Genomic DNA, 19,586 nt, shown 5'->3' on the forward strand with positions numbered 1-19,586 from the left:
GGGGAAACGACGGTGCCGACGCGGCGAAATCGCGATGATATGCCAACCGCGGAAAACGGGCCGCAGGCGTGGGTGCCGACGATTCCGGCGGCCACGTCGAGCGTGGCCGCCGGGTGGATGTCCGGCGACAGGATGTTCCGATGCAGGCGGCCCGCGCGCTTTACCGCGGCGGGCCGCCTGCATCGCTCGAACCCATCGCGATGCCGAACAGGCGTTGCCCTTCCGGCGTGTCCTCGACTCTCCAGCCCTCTGCGCTCAACGCTGCCCGGATCCGGTCGGCTTGGGCCCAGTCCCTGTCGGCCCTCGCGCGCTCACGCTCGCCGAGCAACACGCGGACATGGTCCGGAACGTCGAACGCAACCGGCCGCCATTCGCGCAAGCCGAGACCGAGCACGTCGTCGAAGCTGTCGACGGTCGCTTTCAGGGTGGCAGGCGGCAGGTTGCTCCTGACCAGGTCCCACAGCACCGCGAGCGCCCTCGGCAGATTCAGGTCCTCGTTCACTTCGGCATCGAATCGCGCGGCGAAATCCGCGTCGACGCGCCCGCCGTCCGGCCAGCCGGCATGGAGGTGCCGAAGCCGATTCAGCGCGGTGTGCGCCGCGTCGAGCGACGCCCATGTGAAATGCAGCTTGCTTCGATAGTGGGCCGTCAGGCACAGGTAGCGGTACGCGAGCGAATCGACACCCCGGCTCTGCAAGGTCTGCAGGCGAACGAACTCGCCGCTCGACTTCGACATCTTCGCATCGGCATCGAGCGTCAGGAAGTGCCCGTGCATCCAGTAATTCGCGAGTTGCGTGCCGTAGGCCGCCCGCGTCTGCGCGATCTCGTTGCTGTGATGCACGGCGATATGATCCTCGCCGCCGCAATGGATATCGAACAACGTCCCGAGATACTTCGCCGACATCGCCGAGCATTCGATATGCCAGCCCGGAAAACCGCGCCCCCACGGGCTGTCCCATTCCATTTGCCGCTTGACGTCGGCCGGGCTGAACTTCCACAACGCGAAATCCGTGATGCTCCGCTTTCCGCCCAGCGCCACCCGCTTGCCCGCCTGCAACCCCGCGCGGTCCAGCCGCGCGAGATAACCGTAGTCGTCCTGACGACTGGTGTCGAAGTAGAGCCCGTCGTCCGTCCGGTAGACGTAGCCGCCCCGGTCGAGCGTTTCGATGAACGCGATCTGTTCGGCGATGTGATCGGTGGCACGGCACCACACCGTCGGCTCGAGCAGGTTGAGCGCGCGCCAGTCGCGGACGAACGCCTCGGTGTAGCGCCGGGCGATGGCCCATGCCGATTCGCCGGTCCGACGGCTGCCCTTCTCCATCTTGTCTTCGCCTTCGTCCGCATCCGACGTCAGGTGGCCGACGTCGGTGATGTTGACGACGTGCCGGACCGCGTAGCCGTTGCGCGCCAGTACACGACGCAGGAGGTCCTCGAACACGTAGGTTCTCAGGTTGCCGATGTGGGCATCGTCGTAAACCGTCGGGCCGCAGCAATACATGCCGACCTGCCCGGCCCGGATAGGCGTGAAGGGGCGCACGGTACGCGACCAGGTGTCATACAGCGCAAGCGGCATCGAGTTTCTCCGTCCCGAAGGGGTGGGCCCAAAAACAAAAAGGCCGCCTGTCTTGCATCACAGGCGGCCGGAAGGCGATTGCTTGAATGTTTAGCGAATGCGCTAGACGCAACTTCCCCCTGGCATGTTTTGACAACATGCACGGATGAACGAGGAGGAGGAAATGGCGCGATTCAGCATGTGGACGATGCTAGCGCCTATAGACGGCAATGGTCAATACCATCCGACCGCTGTTCCCCGGGCGGCGGCCAGGCTGCCGGCACGGGCCGGACGGCCTTCATGCCCGCTCACGCCCGGCAAAAAAAGCGCGAACCGAGGTTCGCGCCAAAGAGAGACCGCTCGCTGAAGACGTCGCTGCCCCACCCCATCCCACTCAGAACGAATGCCGCATCCCGATCCGCACGTCGGCCTGCGTCTGCGTCGTCGACGGCGTGAAGCTGTAGCCGACCACCGCATCGACGCCTTGCGACGCGCGCAGGTAATCGCCGGAGATGTAGATGTCGGTGCGCTTCGACAGCAGGTAGTGCAGGCCGGCCGTGCCCTGGTTCCAGTGGTGGCCTTCGAAGCGCGTGTGCTGGTAGCCCGCGATGAGGCTCAGCGCCGGCGTGAACTGGTACAGGCCGCCGCCTTCGTACACCTGCATGTGCGACGACTGGCCGAAGCCCTTGATCGTCGTATACGAGTAGTTGGCGTCGAGCGTCAGCTTGCCGATCGTGTAGCTGGTTCCGATGCCGAACGTGCCCTGGCTGTCGACGTCCATCGCGGTGTTCGCGAACAGGTCGGTGCGTGCGCCGGTCGCCGGATCGACGGTGACGGTCTGCTGGCCGAGGAACGTGTGCGTGCCGATCATCGCGTACGGGTCGAACGCATAGATGCCGTTCGGGTTGTTCAGGCGCGTGTATGCGGCGCCGATCGAGAAGTCGCCCTTCGTGAAGCTCGCGCCCGCACTCCAGGCGCTGTTGCGATGGAAGTTGCCCGCGACGTTGCCGAACGAGTACATCGCGCCGAACTTGAAGCCGCTCAGGTCGTTGGACAGGAACTTCACCGAGTTCGGCAGGCGGTCGCCGTTGAAGCGGTCGAAGTCGCCCTGGTGGATCGCGTAGCCGCTGCCCCACGCGGAGATGTTGTAGATCGATACGAGCTCGTTCGTGATGTCGAGCTGGTTGCCGAACGACAGCGTGCCCCAGTCGTTCTGCAGGCCGACATACGCCTGGCGGCCGAATTCCGCGCCGCCGAAGCCGAGCTGCCCGTTGCCGAGGCGGAAGCCGCTCTCGAGGGTGAACACGGCCTTCAGGCCGCCGCCGAGATCTTCCGTGCCCTTGAGGCCGAAGCGGTTCCCGTACGCGACGCCGTCGTCGAACTTGACCACGTGCGAGCCGCCCGTGTTGTTCACGTACGTGATGCCGGCGTCGAGAATCCCGTACAGCGTCACACTGCTCTGCGCATGCCCGATGGCGGGTACACAGGCCGCGCATGCAAGCGCGGCGGCTACGGCAACTTTCGTATGCTTCATTATCGACCACCCTCCCTGAACCGTTCGATGGATAGAATCTCGTCCCGGCGCGTGCCGCGATGCGCCGGTGGATTCGAATTCGGTACGCCCGCTGGCTTCGGTATTTCGTTTTCCGCAATAACGCAGCCATTGGCGAAAAATACAAACCCATATTTCGGGTCACCCGTCTGAAGGCGACACTAAATGGTCACGATGCGACGGATCGGGAAAACACGTAGACAGGCGGCACGGTAAAACCGGCCGCCGAAAGGGTGGGAATCAGCGCCCGTCGAGGGCCGCGCGCACGGCCGGCAAGCCCGGTGCGCCGGCCGCCGTCGTCACGCCGTCGAGCCAGCCGGCGACCAGCGCGGGCTCGGCCTTCAGCGCATGCTGCGCCGCGAGCGCGGGCGACGTCTTGCGGTCGAGCATGTCGGCGATCATCCGGTTCTCGACGTCGACGGAGAACGTCATCTGCCGGAACAGCCGCGCGAGGTTCGCGCACTGGCCGGCGAACCCGGCACGCGTGACCGTGTTGACCGTCGCGCCGCCGTAGTTCGGGCCGAAGTACGCATCGCCGCCCGACAGATACGTCAGATGGAACTTCGTGTTCATCAGGTGCGGCTCCCACGCGAGAAACACGATCCAGCGCTTGTCGCGCACCGCGCGCTCGACCTGCGTGAGCATGCCCGTCTCGCTCGATTCGACCAGCGACCAGTTCGCCGCGCCGAGCGCACGGTCGGACAGCATCCGCTTGATGTTCTGGTTCGCGGGCGCGCCGGGCTCGATCCCGTAGATCTTGCCGCCGAAGCGGTCCGCATAGCGCGCGAGATCGGCGAACGTATGCACGCCGGCGGCCGCCACGTAGTCGGGCACCGCGAGCGTGAACTTCGCGCCGCTCAGGTTCGCGTGCAGCACGTCGATCGATTTCTCGTCGACGAACGGCTTCACGAGCGGCGCCTGCGCGGGCATCCAGTTGCCGAGGAACACGTCGACCTGCCCTTTCTTGAGCCCCTGATACGTGATCGGCACCGACAGGTTCGCCACGTCCTGCCGATAGCCGAGCGCCTTCAGCACGACGCCCGCCATCGCGTTCGTCGCGTCGATGTCGGTCCAGCCGGGCGCCGCCATCTTCACGTCGCTGCACGTCTGCGGGTCGGCCGCGTGCGCGGCCTGCGTCGTCATCAGGCACGCGGCCGCGGCGAGCGCCGCGCCGATCCTTCGGATTGCTGCATTGCGTTGCCGTTTCATGGTTCGATTCCTCCGTCGTTCTTCAATGATCGCGATGCGGTACGCTTAGCGCCCGACTCGCGGAAACCGCGCCATTGCCTCGAGCGTGTCGAGCTCGATATGGTTGCGCATGTAGCGCTGGCTCGCGTCGGTGAACGGCTGCCAGTCCCACGCCTGGATGCGGCCCTGCGTCGTGGCCGCGTAATGGAAGCGCCGGCGCCGCTGGCTCGCGCGCACCTGCCGGTCCAGCTCGGGCAGGTTCCAGCGCTGCGCGGCTTGCGCGCGGAACGCGGCAAGCACGTCGGCCGCTTCCGGCGCGCCGGCCAGGTTCGTCAGCTCGCGCGGGTCGTCCGACAGGTTGTACAGCTGGTCGGGATCGAGCGGGCAATGCACGTACTTCCAGTCGCCGCTGCGGATCATCACGACCGGCGCGACCGCGCCTTCCGCCAGGTATTCGCCGAGCGCGACGTCGTGCGCCGGCGTGCCGTGCAGGTGCGGCACCAGGCTCGCGCCATCGACCGGGTCGGGCCAGCCGCCGGCCGGTGCCGCGCCGGCGAGGTCGACGAGCGTCGGCAGCAGGTCGACGTGCGACACGGGCCCGCGCACGCGGGCGGCGTCGAAGCGGCCCGGCGCATGCACGATCAGCGGCACGCGGCAGCCGCCTTCGAAGAACGTCATCTTGTACCAGAGCCCGCGTTCGCCAAGCATGTCGCCGTGGTCGGACGTGACGATCACGATCGTATCGTCGGCGAATCCGCACTGTTCGAGCGCGGCCAGCACGCTGCCGAACTGCGTGTCGACGTAGGACGTCGCGCCGTAATAGGCGCGGCGCGCGGCGCGGATCTGCGCGTCGGTGGGCGGCGTGCGGTCGTTCTCGCAGACGAAGCGCAGCCGCTGCGAATGCGGATCGCTTTCCGCTGCATCGAGGTGCACGGCCGGCATGTCGATGTCGTCGTCGCTGTACAGATCCCAGTAGTCGCGCGTGATCGCATACGGGTCGTGCGGATGGGTCAGCGACACGACCATGCAGAACGGCCGCGCATCGTGCCCGGCCGCGCGCTCGCGCGCGACGTCGTACAGCTTCTGCTTCGCCGCGAACGTGACTTCGTCGTCGAAATCGAGCTGATTGGTACGCACGCACGGGCCGGCCTCCAGCACCGAACTCATGTTGTGGTACCAGCTCGGCCGCTCGGTCGGGCTGTCCCAGTCGGGCACCCAACCGAAATCGGCCGGATAGATGTCGGTCGTGAGGCGCTCCTCGAAGCCGTGCAGTTGGTCGGGCCCGCAGAAATGCATCTTGCCGGACAGCATCGTCCGGTAGCCGCCCGCGCGCAGGTAGTGCGCGAAGGTCAGCGTTTGCGCCGGCAATTCGGCGGCGTTATCGTAGGCGCCGATCCCCGACGGCAGCTTGCCCGTCAGCAGCGAGAAGCGCGACGGCGCGCACAGCGGGCTCGCGCAGTACGCGGCGTCGAACACCACGCCTTGCGCGGCGAGACGGTCCAGCGTCGGCGTGCGCGCGACGCGATTGCCGTAGGCCGGCAGCGCGAACGGCGTGAGCTGGTCGGCCATCAGGATCAGGATGTTGGGTGTCGGGTTCGTCATCGGCTGTCGTGGGGAAAACGGTGTTCGAATGGAGCGGCGCGCCGCTCGCGCAGCGGGACGTCCGGCATGACGGAGGCGGCTCGGCGAAAGTGCCGCACGGGCGGGCCGCGCTGGCTAGAATCGCGGAATGCGTGGCGCGGTGCCCGTGAAGCGGGCTTGAAGCGGGCTTTGAAGCAGGCCGCGAAGCGCAGGTACCGCACCGTCCGAAGCACTATCCCCCACCCGAATTCGCGCGGGTAGGCGTCCGGCCCTTATGGGGCCATTAGAGAGACTTATGTCGAAATCCGAACCGTTACCGTCGATGCAGGCGCTGCGCGCGTTCGAATCGGCCGCCCGGCTCGCGAGCTTCACGGCCGCCGCGCGCGAGCTCGGCTCCACCCAGCCGGCCGTGAGCCAGCAGGTGTTCCAGCTCGAGGCCGAACTGGGCGTGCCGCTGTTCGAGCGCAGCCCGCGCGGCGTCACGCTGACGGCCGACGGCGAGTGCCTGTACGAAGCCGTGCGGCTGAGCCTCGACACGCTGCGCGGCGCGACCGCGACCCTGCGCGCGCGCCGCGAGCACGGCGCGCTCACGATCGTCACCGACTTCGGCTTCGCGACCTACTGGCTGATGCCGCGCCTGGCCGGGCTGAAGCGCGTGATGCCGGATGTCGACGTGCGTGTCGTCACGTCACAGGATTACGACGCGCAGCGCGACCATGGCGACATCGCGATCCTGTTCGGCGACGGCCATTGGCCGTCGTGCACCGCCGCACGCCTCTTTCCGGAATCGGTCACGCCCGTCTGCTCGCCCGCGTTCCGCGACGCGCACCCGCACGTCGCGCGGGCCGAGCACCTACCGGCCCTGCCGCTGCTGCACGTGCAGCCGACGCGCCCCGAGCGCTGGCTGTCGTGGTCCGGCTGGTTCGACGCGCACGGCCTCGATACGGCCGCCGCCGCGCGCGGCGTGACCTTCAACAGCTACGCGCTCGTGATCCATGCGGCGCTGCTCGGCGAAGGTGTCGCGCTGGGCTGGTCGCCGCTCGTCGACGAACTCGTCGCGTCGGGGCAGCTCGTGAAGCTCGTCGACGCGCCGGTCGTCACGTCGCGCGGCTACTTCCTGGTGCGGCCGCCGCAGCGGCCCGAGCCCGACGCGACCCACGTGTTCCGGCGCTGGCTGCTCGACGCGTGCGCGAGCGCGTGACGGGCGCACCGCGCCTCCGCGCGCTGGCGCGCCGATACCAGCCACACGGCGCGTTGGTTCTATCCGCCCCGAAATCGTCCTGATTTACTTGAGCCTCCCGCTACCCGCGCGGCGCGGCGCTGTCATGCGCCGCCGCACGGCCGTGCGCCCATGCCATCCGAGGAGTCTCATGACCGCCGAGCACCGCCCCGATCAATTCGTCCTGACACTGTCGTGCCCGAGCGCGGCCGGCCAGGTCGCCGCCGTCGTCGGCTTTCTCGATCGCCATCGCTGCTATGTCGATGCGCTGAACGTGTTCGACGACGATCTCAGCAACCGCTTCTTCGTGCGCTGCGTCTTTCATCCGACGGATGAAACGCTGCAGATCGATGCACTGCGTCACGAATTCGCACCGATCGCGACCGGGCTCGGCGGCCAGCAGGGCGACATGCAGTGGGCGATCCACGACGTGAACGCGCGGCCCAAGGTGCTGATCATGGTGTCGAAGCTCGAGCACTGCCTCGCGGACCTGCTGTTCCGCTGGCGGATGGGCGAGCTGAAGATGGACATCGTCGGCATCGTGTCGAACCATCCGGATTTCGAGCCGCTCGCCGCGCAGCACGGGCTGCCGTTCCGCCACTTCCCGATCACGGCCGAGACGAAGGCGCAGCAGGAAGCGCAGTGGCTCGACTTCTTCGAATCGAGCGGCGCCGAACTCGTGATCCTCGCGCGCTACATGCAGGTGCTGTCGCAGGAGACGAGCGCGAAGCTCGCGAACCGCGCGATCAACATCCATCATTCGTTCCTGCCCGGCTTCAAGGGTGCGAAGCCGTATCACCAGGCGCATGCGCGCGGCGTGAAGCTGATCGGCGCGACCGCGCACTTCGTCACCGACGATCTCGACGAAGGCCCGATCATCGAACAGGTCGTCGAGCGGGTCGATCATGCGCTGCGGCCGGAGCAGTTGCTCGCGGTGGGACGCGATGTCGAATCGCTCACGCTCGCGCGCGCGGTGAAAGCGTTCATCGAGCGGCGCGTGTTCCTGAACGGGGATCGGACGGTGGTGTTTTCGTAAGCGAAAAGGCGTCGCGCTCGACACGCGCCGGAAACGAGAAAGGCTCGACGGTAGGTACCGGTCGAGCCTTTTTTGTCTTCGCGCTGCGCCACGCGACGCTCCGTGTGCGGTTTCCGGAGCCGCCGCGCGCCGCAGCGCATGCGCTACCGCTTCACTTCACCCACGCAAAGTAATACGACAGCCAGATCGTGAGCCCCGCGCCAATCAACGCAACGTAAGGCATCAGATTCAACCACATCGCGCGCTTCGGCACCTCGAGTTCCATGTCGCGCTGCATCTGCGCCGGGAACCGGCCGCGATCCTGCCAGTAGTGGCGGAACAGGAACACCGGCACGATCAGCAGCATCGCGATCAGCCCGTTGCGCAGCGTGCCCTCGCCCTGCAGGTTCGCGCCCGCGCCGACATACACCAGGTTCGCATACCCGCAGATCGCACCGCCGACGAGCAGCCACGTCGGGCAGCGGAACGGCCGATCCCAGTTGCCGCGATCCATCCGGTGGATCCAGCCCGACTGAAGATTCAGGAATACGAACAGCATGTAGCAGACGTTCGAGATCGACAGCACCGTCATGTAGTCCGACATCATCAGCAACACGAGGTTGAAGCCGAGATCGGTCCACATCGCACGCGTGGGCGAGCCGTGCTCGTTTACGTGCGACAGGTACTTGGGCAGCCAGCCGTCGACCGATGCCTGGTACAGCGTGCGCGACGAGCCCATCATCGACGTCATCACGATCAGCAGGATCGACAGCATCAGCATCACGACGACCGCATTCGCGACCCATGCACCGCCGCCGACGATCTTCGCCATCGCGGCCGCGACGCCGGTGCCGTCGCCGATCGACGGATCGAGCATCGCCTGCGTACCGAGTGCGCCCTGGAACGCCATCGGCACGAGCGTCATCACGACGAGGCACAGCGCGCCCGACCAGAAGATCGCCTTGGCGGTATCACGACGCGGGTCACGGAATTCACGCGTGTAGCAGACGGCCGTCTCGAAGCCGTACGACGCCCAGCCGGCCATGAACATCGCACCGAGCGCCATCGTGACGCCCTGCCCGTTCCACGAGCCGAACGTCGCGGCCGTGAGATTGCCGTTCGCGTCGTGACCGAGCGGCAGCAGCGGGAGCAGGTTCGACATCGGCACGTCGCCCGTGACGAACGGCACGATGCCGACGATCAACAGCGGCGTGAGCGACGCGATGCCGAGAATGCGCTGCGTGCGCGCAGCCTTCGACGCACCGCTGTGCTGAAGCTTGAACGTAATGAGAAGCAGGATCGTCGCGATGATGAACGTCGCATTGATCCGCAGGGACAGACCCGGCTTGATGAACCCGAGATCCGCAACCTTGAGCTGCCAGTGCAGCACCGCCGCGTCGGCGGGAAAGAGACTCGTGAGCGCATAGCTCGCCGCGAGGCCGCAGCCGAGCGCAAGCATCGGCGACCACGCGAGCCAGTTGCACCACACGGAAACCGGGGCAATCAGCTTGCTGTAACGAACCCAGCCGATCGCGCCATACACGGACGCGCCGCCCGATTTATGGGGAAATAGCCCCGATATTTCCGCATAAGTCGCGCTTTGAACCAGCCCCATCGTGATCGCGGCGATCCAGATCGCCCACGCGGGCTGGCCGATCGTCGCGCATACGCCGCCGATCGTGAACAGCACGCCTGCCGGCACGCCGCTCGTTACCCAAAAAGCGTCTTTCCAGGTCAGGCCACGATGCAGCGTGTGGCCCGTCGAATCATGTGAGATGGTTGCCTCAACATCACTGGTGCGATTCGCACGCAGTCCTGCTTGACTCATCCAATTCCTCCTGTGATGACTCCGCACAAGGGCGCTAGTGTAACAACTTACGCACTTTTCTGCAGAATCAAAAAAATAATTCCGGGATAAGGTCGCGTCGCAGTGCGATTATTTCGCATTCCTTCCGACCTTTCCCGGACTGTCTCTTCATCTGGTTATTGCGGCGAATCGCCGCGGTCTTACTGTGCGCCTTCAGTCCACGCATTCACGCGGTCGGCATGGGCCGCGATCCACGCATCGGCTGCCGCTTCGGGCTTCGAACCGTTCTGGATCGCCAGCATCACGCTGTCGATTTCACCCGGCTTCCACTGGAATTTCTTCAGGAACGCGACCACCGGCTTCGCCTTCGCTTCGAGCTCCGGATTCACGACGCTGTCGACGTGCTCCGCGCCGCCGTACACCTTCTTCGGATCCTCGAGGAAGCGCAGCTTCCACTTCGCGAACATCCAGTGCGGCGCCCAGCCCGTCACGATGACCGGCTTGTTCGCGCTGACCGAACGCGACAGCTCGGCCGTCATCGCACTGCCCGAGCTCGGCATCAGCGTGTAGTTCAGCCCGTAGCTCTTGATCGCGTCGTCGGTCTTGCGCATCACGCCGGCACCGGCATCGATGCCGACGATCCGGCCGCCGAAGCTGCCCTTCTCCGCGTTCAGGTCGTCGATGCTCTTCGCCTTCACGTAGGCAGGCACGATCAGGCCGATCTTTGCATCCGGGAAATTCGCACCGAGGTCGACGACCTTGGCCTTGTATTCATCCCAGTACGAGCCGTGCGTGACCGGCAGCCACGCGGACAGCGTCGCATCGAGATCGCCGCGCGCGACACCCTGCCACATGATCCCGGCCGCGACCGGCACGAGCTTCACTTCGTAGCCGAGCTTCTTCTCGATCACGCGTGCCGCGACGTTCGACGTCGCCACGCTGTCGTCCCAGCCTTCGACGTAGCCGATTTTCAGCGTCGGCTTCGTATCGGCGAGCGCCGACGCGCTCAATGCCACCATTGCCGACAGGGCGCCGGTCCACAACAGCTTTCCGAACAGTTTCATGGTCGATCTCCTTGAAATGCGCACCGTGCGCGTGGTCTCTCTAGGTTCTTCAACCACAAATCCGCGGTATCGTTGTTTTCCGACGGATGCTTGTCCGGACGCGACGCGCCCGGACAGCCGATGGCGTGTTGCGACTACTTGTCGATCACGAGATCCGACAGCGGCTTGCTGCAGCACAGCAGCACCATCCCCTGGTCGATCTCGCGCTGGCGGATACCGCCGTTGTGCTTCATTTCCACCTGCCCCGACACGAGCTTCACCTTGCAGGTGCCGCACATGCCCTGCGTGCACGAGGCCGGCAGCCGCACGCCCGACTGGCGCGCCGCATCCAGCACGTGCTGCTCCGAGCCGCACGAAATCTCGCGATTGCTCTTGGCGAAGCTGACCGTGTACTGCTTCGTGTCGGTGCCGGTGTCGGCGCCGTCGGCCAGTGGCGCGAGATCGGCGAGCAGTTCGTCGCTTGCGGTTTCGGCAAGCGTTTCGAACGAGAAGCTTTCCTCGTGATACTGCTTGCGATCGAAGCCGGCTTCGTCGAGCAGGTCGCGCACGGCCTTCATGTACGGCGCGGGGCCGCACGTGAAGATTTCGCGCTCCATGAAATCCGGTGCGATCAGCTTCAGCAGCGGCAGCGTCAGGAAGCCCGTGACGCCCGGCCAGTTGGTGCGGGCGCCGACGCGCTCGACGACGAACGACGTGCGGAAGTTCGTGTGGTTCGACGCGATCAGGTCGAGCTCGCGCGCGAAGATGATGTCGTCCGGCGTACGCGCGCTGTGCACGAACAGGATGTCGCGATCCTCGGCGAGATCATGGTGCGCGCGGCTCATCGACATCAGCGGCGTGACGCCCGAGCCGGCCGACAGGAACAGGTACTTGCGCGCCGGATGCCGTGCGCACGTGAATTCGCCGGCCGGGCCGAGCACGCGCACCGGCATGCCCGGCTGCAGGTTGTCGTGCAGCCAGTTCGACACCTTGCCGCCCGGCACGCGCTTCACCGTGATCGATACCGTGTGCGGCCGCGCGGGCGACGACGAGATCGTGTAGCAGCGGTTGATCGTTTCGCCGTCGATGTCGAGCTCGAGCGTGAGGAACTGCCCGGGCTCGAACGAGAACGAGCGGCCTTGCGGCGAACGGAAGAAGAAACTCTTCACGTCGTGCGTTTCCTGCCGCACGTGGCAGCACACCAGCGTTTCCTCGACGTCGCTCGTCCAGCGCTCGGGAAGGGCGTTCCAGAACGCCGGGCGCGTCACCCGGCTGTCCGTCGGCTCGAAGTTGGCCGCATCTCGCATCATGTCTGACTCCGCTTTACGCTGCTAGGTGCTTATTCGCCGGTTTTTTCGGCGAGCCGGCCGATGTACCAGGCCGAGAATTTTTCGACGAGACCTTCCGTGAACGGCGAATACGGGCCCGGCTCGTACGCGCTGCTGGTCGCGCCGCGCTGCGAGAATTCGACGAGCGCGCGATCCTGGTCGTTGGTCGCGTTCCACACGGCCGTGAGATTCTTCACGTCGTAGTCGATACCTTCCTTCGCGTCCTTGTGCACGAGCCACTTCGTGCGCACGAGCGTCTTGCCGGCCGACAGCGGGATCACCGAGAACGTCACGATGTGATCGCTCATGAAGTGGTGCCACGAGTTCGGCTGCGTCCAGAACGACAGCCCGCCGAGGTCGGCCTTGTCGAAGCCGCCGAGCAGCTTCTTCGATGCGACCTTCGCATCGAGCGTCTGCGATTCGCCGTGGCGATCAAGCGGCAGGCGCTGCGTGCGGAAACCCGTCACGTCGAGCAGCTTCTCGATCTCTTCGGACGGCAGGCCCATCTCGGCCCACTCCTTGCCGCGCCGCACGCAGGTTTCCGCGAACGCGTCCATGCCTTCGGCGTTCGCGTCGGAGCGCTGGTAGCCGAAGCCGTATTCGTACAGCGAGATGGTGAGCTCCGGATGGTTCGCGACGCAGTGATAGCACTCGCGGTTGTTCTCCATCGTGAGCTTCCAGTTGCCTTCCTCGATGATGTCGACCTGCGCGGCGATCTTCGTGTTCGGCAGATCGTGCGGCAGCAGGTACGGCTCCATCTCGGCGCGCAGCTGCGCGAAGTCGGCGGGCGGCTCGTCGGCGAGGCAGACGAAGATCAGGCCCGCGAGGTTCTCGACGTGCACCGACTTCAGGCTGTGCTTGCAGCGGTCGAACTTCTCGCCCATGTGCTCGGCGAACATCAGCTGGCCCGTCAGGTTGTAGGTCCAGCTGTGGTACGGGCACACGATGTTGCCGACCGAGCCCTTGTCCTCGTTGCACAGGCGCGCGCCGCGGTGACGGCACACGTTGTGGAACGCGCGGATCGCCATGTCGTCGTCGCGCACGATCAGGATCGAATCGCTCCCCAGTTCCACGGTCACGTAGTCGCCCGGCTCCGGAATGTCCGGCTCGACCGCCACCTGGATCCAGTGCTGGCGGAAAATCGCCTCCATGTCGAGCGCGAAGATGTCCTCGCTCGTGTAGAACGGCGCTTCGAGGCTGTGCCCTTCCTTGCGCCGCTCGATCAATGCACGAATGTCTGCCGATACTTTCATCGTTTGCTCCGGATTCCTTGCATCCCTGGGTTCTTGCCGACAGGCATCAAAATCAGTAGTCGATGAGCTGATGCTCGCGCAAATACGCGAGGATCACTTGTGCTTTTTCGACCGAACTCCCTTCATTTACGACGTTGCCGCCACGGCTTTCGGTCGTCGTCGCGGACAGCATCCGGGCATGCCCGGAACGCTTCTCGGCGGCGACCAGCTTTACGGGTTTACGCTCGATCGGGCCGACCTTCCACGCGGCCGCGTCGGCGTCCGCGCCGGGCGCCGCGAGCGCCGGCCGGATCGCGCCGGCGCGCAGCCGTGCATACGCGTAGCGCGGCTCGGCATTGGCGAGCGGATGGACGGCGACGACGGCCGGCAGCACCGCATCGACGCGCCGCCGCAGCCCTTTCGGCAAAAATTGCCGGACGGCCACGCGACCGCCGTCGACCGTCACGTCGACGGCCGAACCGACCAGCGGATAGCCGAGCGCCGCGGCGACGCGATACGGCAGCATGCCGGTGTCGTACGCGCCCTCGGCGCGCGTGCCGGTCAGCACGAGGTCGTAGTCCTCGACGCGCGCGGCGAGCGCATGCACGGCGTCGTCGCCGTCGCGGCAGGCCAGCACCTCGACCTCCCGCGCGCCGAGCGCGAGATATTCGGCAAGCGCCGCATTCGCGGGGTCGCCCGCATGGATCACGTCGAGCTTCGCGCGATGCCGCTCCGCGAGCTGGCGGCCGGTTTCGAGCGCGGCCGCGTCGTTGCGGCTGTAGCGCGCGACGCCGCTGACCGGATGGCGGCCGACGGACACGAGCACCGCGATGCGTTGCAAGGGGCGGGGGGCGTTCATGCGGCGACTCCTTCCGGTTCACGGGTGCCGACCGCGGCCGGCGATTCGCCACGCGCGGCGCGCGCGGCCTGCACCTGTTCGATCAGTGCGGCAATCGTGCCCTGCGCGTCGCCGACCACCGTCAGGTTCGCGCGCTTCGCGATCGGCGCGCTGCCGTCGAGGTTCACCGCGATCACGTGGCGGCAGTCCTTGATCCCCTGCAGGTGCTGCACCGCGCCCGAGATGCCGAACGCGATGTACACGCTCGCCTCGACCGTCTTGCCGGTCGCACCGACCTGCTTGTCGCGCGTGAAGTGACCGTTGTCGACCGCGACGCGGCTCGCGCCGATCGCCGCGCCGAATGCACCGGCCAGCCGCTCGAACGCGCCGATGTCGGACACGCCGTTGCCGGCCGACACGATGAAATCGGCTTCCTCGAGCGCGACCTGGGCAGCGTCGATTTCGTCGAGGCCGAGATCGCGGTACGGCTGCGCGGCGTCGTGCGCCGGCCGGATGAAGTCGGCGGCCAGGCGTTCGCCCGCACCGACGAACGGCAGCTTTGCGTCGACCGCGTTCTGCGCGAGCAGGATCACGTCGGGCAGCGCACGGGTGGCAAACGCGCGCCCGGCCTGCGCATACGCGCCGACATGCTTCGCGTCGATCTCGACGACGTGCGCCGCGACGCTCGCGCCCGCGGCCGCCGCGTAACGCCGGCCGAGATCGCCGTCGCCCGTCGCGTTGTCGGGCACGAACACGTGTTTCGGCGCAAGCGCCGCCACGCACGCCTGCAGTGCTTGCAATTCGCTTTCAGGATCGAACGCGCGGCGATCGAAGCCGGCGAGTTCAAGCAGCTTGTCGACGCCCAGTTCGGCCACGTCGTCCTTCAGTTCACCGAACGCCAGCAACGCGACTTCGGTCTGCGCATCGGCGAGCAATGCGGCGGCGGCGATGGCCTGCCGCGAATGATCGTCGAGCGCGCCACGTTCACTGTGCGCGACCACCAGCATCACGTGCTTCGGATCCTGCACCGCGCGGCGCGGCTTCGCGGCCGCCGCGCCATGACCGTGCGCGAACCCGTGCACGGCGTTCGCATCGGCGCTGCCTTCCTCGCCGAGCGTGATGCGCTTCAGGCCGGCGGCCGTGATGATGAACGGCCGGCGCGGATCGATTCGTTTGATCGTGTTCATCGATTCACTCCAGCGAGGCGGCAACGAGTTCGGCCACGTCGAGCACGTCGGGGCGCGGGCCCACGACACCTTCGAGCATCGCCGTGCAGTTCGGGCAGGCAACCGCGACCACGTCCGCGCCGATCGTGCGGGCGTCGGCGATGCGGATGTCGGGAATGCGCTGCTTGCCGGGGATGTCGGTCAGCGGCGCACCGCCGCCGCCGCCGCAGCAGCGGCCGCGCATGCCGTTGCGCTCCATCTCGACGACCTGGATGCCGATCGTCTTCAGCAGCTTGCGCGGCGCTTCCGTCTCGCCGTTGTAGCGGCCGAGGTAGCACGGATCGTGATACGTGGTGCGCTTGTCCTGCAGCGCTTCGACGGCCTTCGGCGCGATCTTGCCGCTGTCGGCCAGCTCCGCGAGGAAGGTCGTGTGATGCTTGACCGTCACGCGCAGCCCGAGCGCACGGTATTCGTTGCGCAGGCTGTGCATCACGTGCGGGTCGGCCGTCACGATCTGCTGGTACGACAGCGTGCCGAGCGTGCCGATCAGGCGCTTCGCCATCTGCTGGAAGGTCGCTTCGTCGCCGAGCCGGCGGGCGACGTCGCCCGTGTCGGTTTCCGTTGCGCCGAGCACCGCATAGTCGACGCCCGCCTTGTTCAGCACCGTGACGAACGCGCGCAGCGTGCGCTGGTAGCGCATGTCGAACGCGCCTTCACCCGCGACGAACAGCACGTCGACCGGCTTGCCGGGTTGCGCGACCGGCGCGCTCAGGTCGACCGACCAGTCGTAGCGCGCGGCCGTGTCGTAGCCGCCCATCGTGCCCGTCTCGCGCAGGTTCGCGAGCACTTCCTGGCCCTTGCCCGGCACCGTGCCGTGCACGAGCGTGCGGTTGCGGCGCATGTCGACGATCGCGTCGACATGCTCGATCAGCATCGGGCATTCCTGCACGCACGCGCGGCAGGTGGTGCACGACCACAGCGTCTGTTCCTCAATCAGGCCCGACACGATCGGGCCGTTCGGCTCGCCGCGATGCTGGCCGACCGCGAGGCCCGGCGACGGGCTGCCCGCGTAGGCCGCATCGGTGCCGCCCGCCATCCCGACGACCAGATCCTGGATCAGCTTCTTCGGGTTCAGCGGCTGGCCCGACGCGAACGCGGGGCACGCGGCTTCGCACTTGCCGCACTGCACGCACGCGTCGAAGCTCAGCAACTGGTTCCAGCGGAATTCGACCGGCTTCTCGACGCCGTACTCCTGATGCTCGATGTCCGGCAGCTTCAGCGCGGTCGGCGGCGTGGCCGTGCCGTTGCCGGTGAACGATTCACGGGTGGCCGCGAAACGCTCCTGGCGCGGGTGGAAAGCGAGGTGCAGGAGACCTGCGATCGCATGCTTCATCGGGCCGCCCTGCGCGGCACCGACCGTCATCGTGAAGGCGCCGACACCGATCAGCACGGCGCAGAGCACCGCGAACGCACCCGACATCGCGCCGGTCGGCACCAGCATGAACAGCACGAGGCCGAGCGCGAACGAGCCGAGCAGCCAGGGCAGCGTATTCCACGGGCCGCGCGACAGGCGGGCCGGCACGTCCCTGGCCGCACGCCGGCGCCACACGAACACCGCGCCGACCAGCATCGCGAGCGCCGCGAGGAAGATCAGCTTGTCGAGCCACGGCGAGTAGATCGCGAGGCCGTAGTTGATGAACACCAGCGCGAGCGCGCCGATCGCGCCGCCGGCCGTCGCGACGTGCGTCTTCGCGATGTACGGATCACGGGCGACCACGTGGTGCAGGTCGACGAAATAGCGCTTCGGGATCGCGAACAGGTTCGCGACGCCGAACGAGCCGGGCGCGGTGGCCCGGCCGAGACGCCAGTAGGACGAGCGCTTCGCGACCGCGAACGCGAGCCCCGCCACCGACAGCCACAACAGGGCGGTAATGAGGAAGGACGGGTTCATCGTTTAGAAATCCTTCACGAGACGCAGCGAGTCGTAGATCGCCCCGTGGACGTTGTGCATCGAGATGCAATCGCCGACACGGAACAGCAGGAAACGGCCGTTGCCGAGTTCTTCCGACAGGCACGGCTGCGGCTCGGCCGCGAACAGCGTGTGCGGATCGATCTGGCCGCGGTTCACCGATTCCGGCTTGAGCTTCCAGTACAGCTCGTCGTTCGGCGACGAGCCGTTCTCGATCACCACCTGATCGACCGCGCGCTCCTCCAGTTCTTCCGTGTACTCGTTGCGCAGCACGGCGATCAGCTTGCCGTCCTCTTCGTAGACGCGATCGAGCATCGTGTTCGGCGTCGGGATCACGCCGAATGCATACAGGCGGCGATAGAAGATCGGGAACGTCGTGCCGCCGCAATCGTCGGCCACCTTCACGTCCGGCGTGACGACCTCGACCTTCGAGCCGCGGCTCGCCATGAAGTCGGCCACGCCGGCGCCCGCATGCGTGCTCACGCCGTCGAACAGCAGCACGTTCTGCTTCGGCTCGACCTTGCCGGTCAGGATGTCCCACGAGCTGACGGCCAGACCCTCGGCCACGCCCCAGCCCGGCACCTGCCACGTGAAGCTCGACCCGCCCGTCGCGAGCACGACGATGTCCGGCTTCTCGGCCATGATCATCTTCTCGTCGGCGGCCACGCCGAGGCGCCGGTCGACGCCCAAACGCTTCGTTTCCATGTCGAACCAGCGGATGATCCCCGACATCTGTTCGCGCTGCGGCGCCTTCGCGGCGATCATCACCTGGCCGCCCACTTCGGCATTCTTCTCGAACAGCACGACGTCGTGGCCGCGCAGCTTCGCGACACGCGCGGCCTCGAGCCCAGCGGGGCCCGCGCCGACCACCACGACCTTGCGCTTCGGGCCGCGCGATTTCTCGATGATGTGCGGCATCGTCGCTTCGCGCGACGTCGCCGCGTTCTGGATGCACAGCACGTCGAGGCCGTTGTACTGGCGGTCGATGCAGTAGTTCGCGCCGACGCACTGCTTGATTTCGTCTTCGCGGCCGTCGCGGATCTTGATCACCATGTGCGGATCGGCGATCTGCGCGCGCGTCATGCCGACCAGGTCGATCATGCCGGTCGCGAGCAGGCGCTCGGCCTGGCCCGCATCGCGGATGCTCTGCGCGTGCATCACCGGAATCTTCACGACCGACTTGATGCCGGCCGCGAGGTGCACGAACGGCTCCGGCGGCAGCGCCATCGGCGGCATGCAGTTGGCGATCGTGTTGTGCGTGTCGCCGCCCGAGCCGACCACGCTCAGGTAGTCGATCAGGCCCGTCTCCGACATCGCCTGCGCGATTTCCTTCAGCGCTTCGTGATCGAGGCCGTCCTCGTGGAATTCGTCGCCGCACATGCGCAGGCCGACGCAGAAATCCTTGCCCACCGCCTCGCGCACGGCCGTCAGCACCTCGATGCCGAAGCGCAGGCGGTTCTCCAGGCTGCCGCCCCATTCGTCGGTGCGGTGGTTCGAACGCTTGCTCCAGAACTGGTCGATCAGGTGCTGGTGGGCGGCCGAGATTTCGATGCCGTCCATGCCGGCCGCCTTCACGCGCTTCGCGGCGGCCGCGAAGTCACCGATGATGCGGCGGATTTCCTCGATCTCGATGATCTTCGCGTTGCCGCGGTGCACGGGTTCGCGCACGCCCGACGGCGACATCAGGTGTGGCCAGTGCTCGCCATGGAACGACGAGCGGCGGCCCATGTGCGTCGCCTGGATCATGATCTTCGCGCCGTGCTTGTGCATCGTGTCGGCGAGGCGCGTGAGCGGATCGATGATCTTGTCGGTCGACAGGTTCACCGATTTCCACCAGCCCTGCGGGCTGTCGATCGACACCGGGCTCGACCCGCCGCAGATCGCGAGGCCCACGCCGCCCTTCGCCTTTTCTTCGTAGTAGCGGATATAGCGGTCGCCCGGCAGGCCGCCCGGCTCGGCATACACCTCCGCATGCGCGGTGCTGACGATCCGGTTGCGCAGCGTCAGCTGGTTCAGCTGCATGGGTTTGAACAGGTGGGGATAACGCATCGCTGGCGACCTCTGGCGTTCGAATGTCTCGTGTTGCGGGTGTTGTC

The 19,586-nt window shown here is 66.7% G+C and carries 14 protein-coding genes; 2 read left to right on the plus strand and 12 right to left on the minus strand.

Going from position 1 to position 19,586, the window contains the following annotated elements:
• Positions 1-160: 160 nt before the first annotated feature.
• The 4 genes from cysS to betC form a co-directional block, all read right to left on the minus strand.
• Positions 161-1,573 carry a cysteine--tRNA ligase gene (cysS, locus tag G3N96_RS11865; RefSeq protein ID WP_206137334.1) on the minus strand — a complete coding sequence of 471 codons (1,413 nt, stop codon included), beginning with the start codon at positions 1,571-1,573 and terminating at the stop codon, positions 161-163.
• A gap of 373 nt (positions 1,574-1,946) precedes the next feature.
• Entirely contained in the window at positions 1,947-3,086 is a 1,140-nt protein-coding gene (locus G3N96_RS11870) for a porin (protein WP_206137335.1), read from the minus strand.
• A 258-nt stretch (positions 3,087-3,344) separates the two neighbouring features.
• Complete coding sequence (choX, locus tag G3N96_RS11875) at positions 3,345-4,313, minus strand: choline ABC transporter substrate-binding protein (RefSeq protein ID WP_206137336.1); 969 nt, start codon at positions 4,311-4,313, stop codon at positions 3,345-3,347.
• A 45-nt stretch (positions 4,314-4,358) separates the two neighbouring features.
• The gene (gene betC, locus G3N96_RS11880; protein WP_124578574.1) at positions 4,359-5,894 is read right to left on the minus strand and encodes a choline-sulfatase; all 1,536 of its coding nucleotides are present in this window, start codon (positions 5,892-5,894) and stop codon (positions 4,359-4,361) included.
• Positions 5,895-6,168: 274 nt separating this feature from the next.
• Here betC and G3N96_RS11885 point away from each other — a divergent pair, with 274 nt between their 5' ends.
• Together G3N96_RS11885 and purU are read left to right on the plus strand one after the other, a co-directional pair.
• Positions 6,169-7,074, plus strand: a complete 906-nt coding sequence (locus G3N96_RS11885) for a LysR family transcriptional regulator (protein WP_174950624.1) — start codon at positions 6,169-6,171, stop codon at positions 7,072-7,074.
• 169 nt (positions 7,075-7,243) lie between these two features.
• Entirely contained in the window at positions 7,244-8,128 is an 885-nt protein-coding gene (purU, locus tag G3N96_RS11890) for a formyltetrahydrofolate deformylase (protein WP_206137337.1), read from the plus strand.
• Between the two features lie 151 nt (positions 8,129-8,279).
• Here the strand turns inward: purU and G3N96_RS11895 are convergent, their stop codons facing one another.
• From G3N96_RS11895 to G3N96_RS11930, 8 genes are all read right to left on the minus strand, one after another.
• The gene (locus G3N96_RS11895; protein ID WP_206137338.1) at positions 8,280-9,935 is read right to left on the minus strand and encodes an APC family permease; all 1,656 of its coding nucleotides are present in this window, start codon (positions 9,933-9,935) and stop codon (positions 8,280-8,282) included.
• 179 nt (positions 9,936-10,114) lie between these two features.
• Positions 10,115-10,978 (minus strand): glycine betaine ABC transporter substrate-binding protein, encoded by an 864-nt coding sequence (locus G3N96_RS11900; protein WP_206137339.1) that lies wholly within the window; start codon positions 10,976-10,978, stop codon positions 10,115-10,117.
• A gap of 134 nt (positions 10,979-11,112) precedes the next feature.
• On the minus strand, positions 11,113-12,267 hold the full coding sequence (locus G3N96_RS11905) for a hybrid-cluster NAD(P)-dependent oxidoreductase (protein WP_206137340.1): 1,155 nt from the start codon (positions 12,265-12,267) through the stop codon (positions 11,113-11,115).
• 29 nt (positions 12,268-12,296) lie between these two features.
• Positions 12,297-13,538, minus strand: a complete 1,242-nt coding sequence (locus tag G3N96_RS11910) for an aromatic ring-hydroxylating dioxygenase subunit alpha (protein WP_089496350.1) — start codon at positions 13,536-13,538, stop codon at positions 12,297-12,299.
• 52 nt (positions 13,539-13,590) lie between these two features.
• Positions 13,591-14,376: an electron transfer flavoprotein subunit beta/FixA family protein gene (locus G3N96_RS11915; RefSeq protein ID WP_206137341.1), complete on the minus strand. Its 786-nt coding sequence runs from the start codon at positions 14,374-14,376 to the stop codon at positions 13,591-13,593.
• Positions 14,373-15,542: an electron transfer flavoprotein subunit alpha/FixB family protein gene (locus tag G3N96_RS11920; protein ID WP_206137342.1), complete on the minus strand. Its 1,170-nt coding sequence runs from the start codon at positions 15,540-15,542 to the stop codon at positions 14,373-14,375. Before G3N96_RS11920 ends, G3N96_RS11915 begins: the two co-directional genes overlap by 4 nt.
• 4 nt (positions 15,543-15,546) lie before the next feature.
• Positions 15,547-17,472 carry a (Fe-S)-binding protein gene (locus tag G3N96_RS11925; protein WP_206137343.1) on the minus strand — a complete coding sequence of 642 codons (1,926 nt, stop codon included), beginning with the start codon at positions 17,470-17,472 and terminating at the stop codon, positions 15,547-15,549.
• A gap of 3 nt (positions 17,473-17,475) precedes the next feature.
• Positions 17,476-19,539 carry an NADH:flavin oxidoreductase gene (locus G3N96_RS11930; RefSeq protein ID WP_021160633.1) on the minus strand — a complete coding sequence of 688 codons (2,064 nt, stop codon included), beginning with the start codon at positions 19,537-19,539 and terminating at the stop codon, positions 17,476-17,478.
• Between the last annotated feature and the right edge of the window lie 47 nt (positions 19,540-19,586).

The sequence above is a fragment of the Burkholderia sp. Se-20373 genome, from assembly GCF_017104705.1.
Classification (GTDB): Bacteria; Pseudomonadota; Gammaproteobacteria; order Burkholderiales; family Burkholderiaceae; genus Burkholderia.

What these genes read in the sequence shown, in the direction of transcription:
- cysS (WP_206137334.1), bottom strand. Translation starts at nt 1,573, where the DNA reads ATGCCGCTTGCGCTGTATGACACCTGGTCGCGTACCGTGCGCCCCTTC.
- G3N96_RS11870 (WP_206137335.1), bottom strand. Translation starts at nt 3,086, where the DNA reads ATGAAGCATACGAAAGTTGCCGTAGCCGCCGCGCTTGCATGCGCGGCC.
- choX (WP_206137336.1), bottom strand. Translation starts at nt 4,313, where the DNA reads ATGAAACGGCAACGCAATGCAGCAATCCGAAGGATCGGCGCGGCGCTC.
- betC (WP_124578574.1), bottom strand. Translation starts at nt 5,894, where the DNA reads ATGACGAACCCGACACCCAACATCCTGATCCTGATGGCCGACCAGCTC.
- G3N96_RS11885 (WP_174950624.1), top strand. Translation starts at nt 6,169, where the DNA reads ATGTCGAAATCCGAACCGTTACCGTCGATGCAGGCGCTGCGCGCGTTC.
- purU (WP_206137337.1), top strand. Translation starts at nt 7,244, where the DNA reads ATGACCGCCGAGCACCGCCCCGATCAATTCGTCCTGACACTGTCGTGC.
- G3N96_RS11895 (WP_206137338.1), bottom strand. Translation starts at nt 9,935, where the DNA reads ATGAGTCAAGCAGGACTGCGTGCGAATCGCACCAGTGATGTTGAGGCA.
- G3N96_RS11900 (WP_206137339.1), bottom strand. Translation starts at nt 10,978, where the DNA reads ATGAAACTGTTCGGAAAGCTGTTGTGGACCGGCGCCCTGTCGGCAATG.
- G3N96_RS11905 (WP_206137340.1), bottom strand. Translation starts at nt 12,267, where the DNA reads ATGATGCGAGATGCGGCCAACTTCGAGCCGACGGACAGCCGGGTGACG.
- G3N96_RS11910 (WP_089496350.1), bottom strand. Translation starts at nt 13,538, where the DNA reads ATGAAAGTATCGGCAGACATTCGTGCATTGATCGAGCGGCGCAAGGAA.
- G3N96_RS11915 (WP_206137341.1), bottom strand. Translation starts at nt 14,376, where the DNA reads ATGAACGCCCCCCGCCCCTTGCAACGCATCGCGGTGCTCGTGTCCGTC.
- G3N96_RS11920 (WP_206137342.1), bottom strand. Translation starts at nt 15,542, where the DNA reads ATGAACACGATCAAACGAATCGATCCGCGCCGGCCGTTCATCATCACG.
- G3N96_RS11925 (WP_206137343.1), bottom strand. Translation starts at nt 17,472, where the DNA reads ATGAACCCGTCCTTCCTCATTACCGCCCTGTTGTGGCTGTCGGTGGCG.
- G3N96_RS11930 (WP_021160633.1), bottom strand. Translation starts at nt 19,539, where the DNA reads ATGCGTTATCCCCACCTGTTCAAACCCATGCAGCTGAACCAGCTGACG.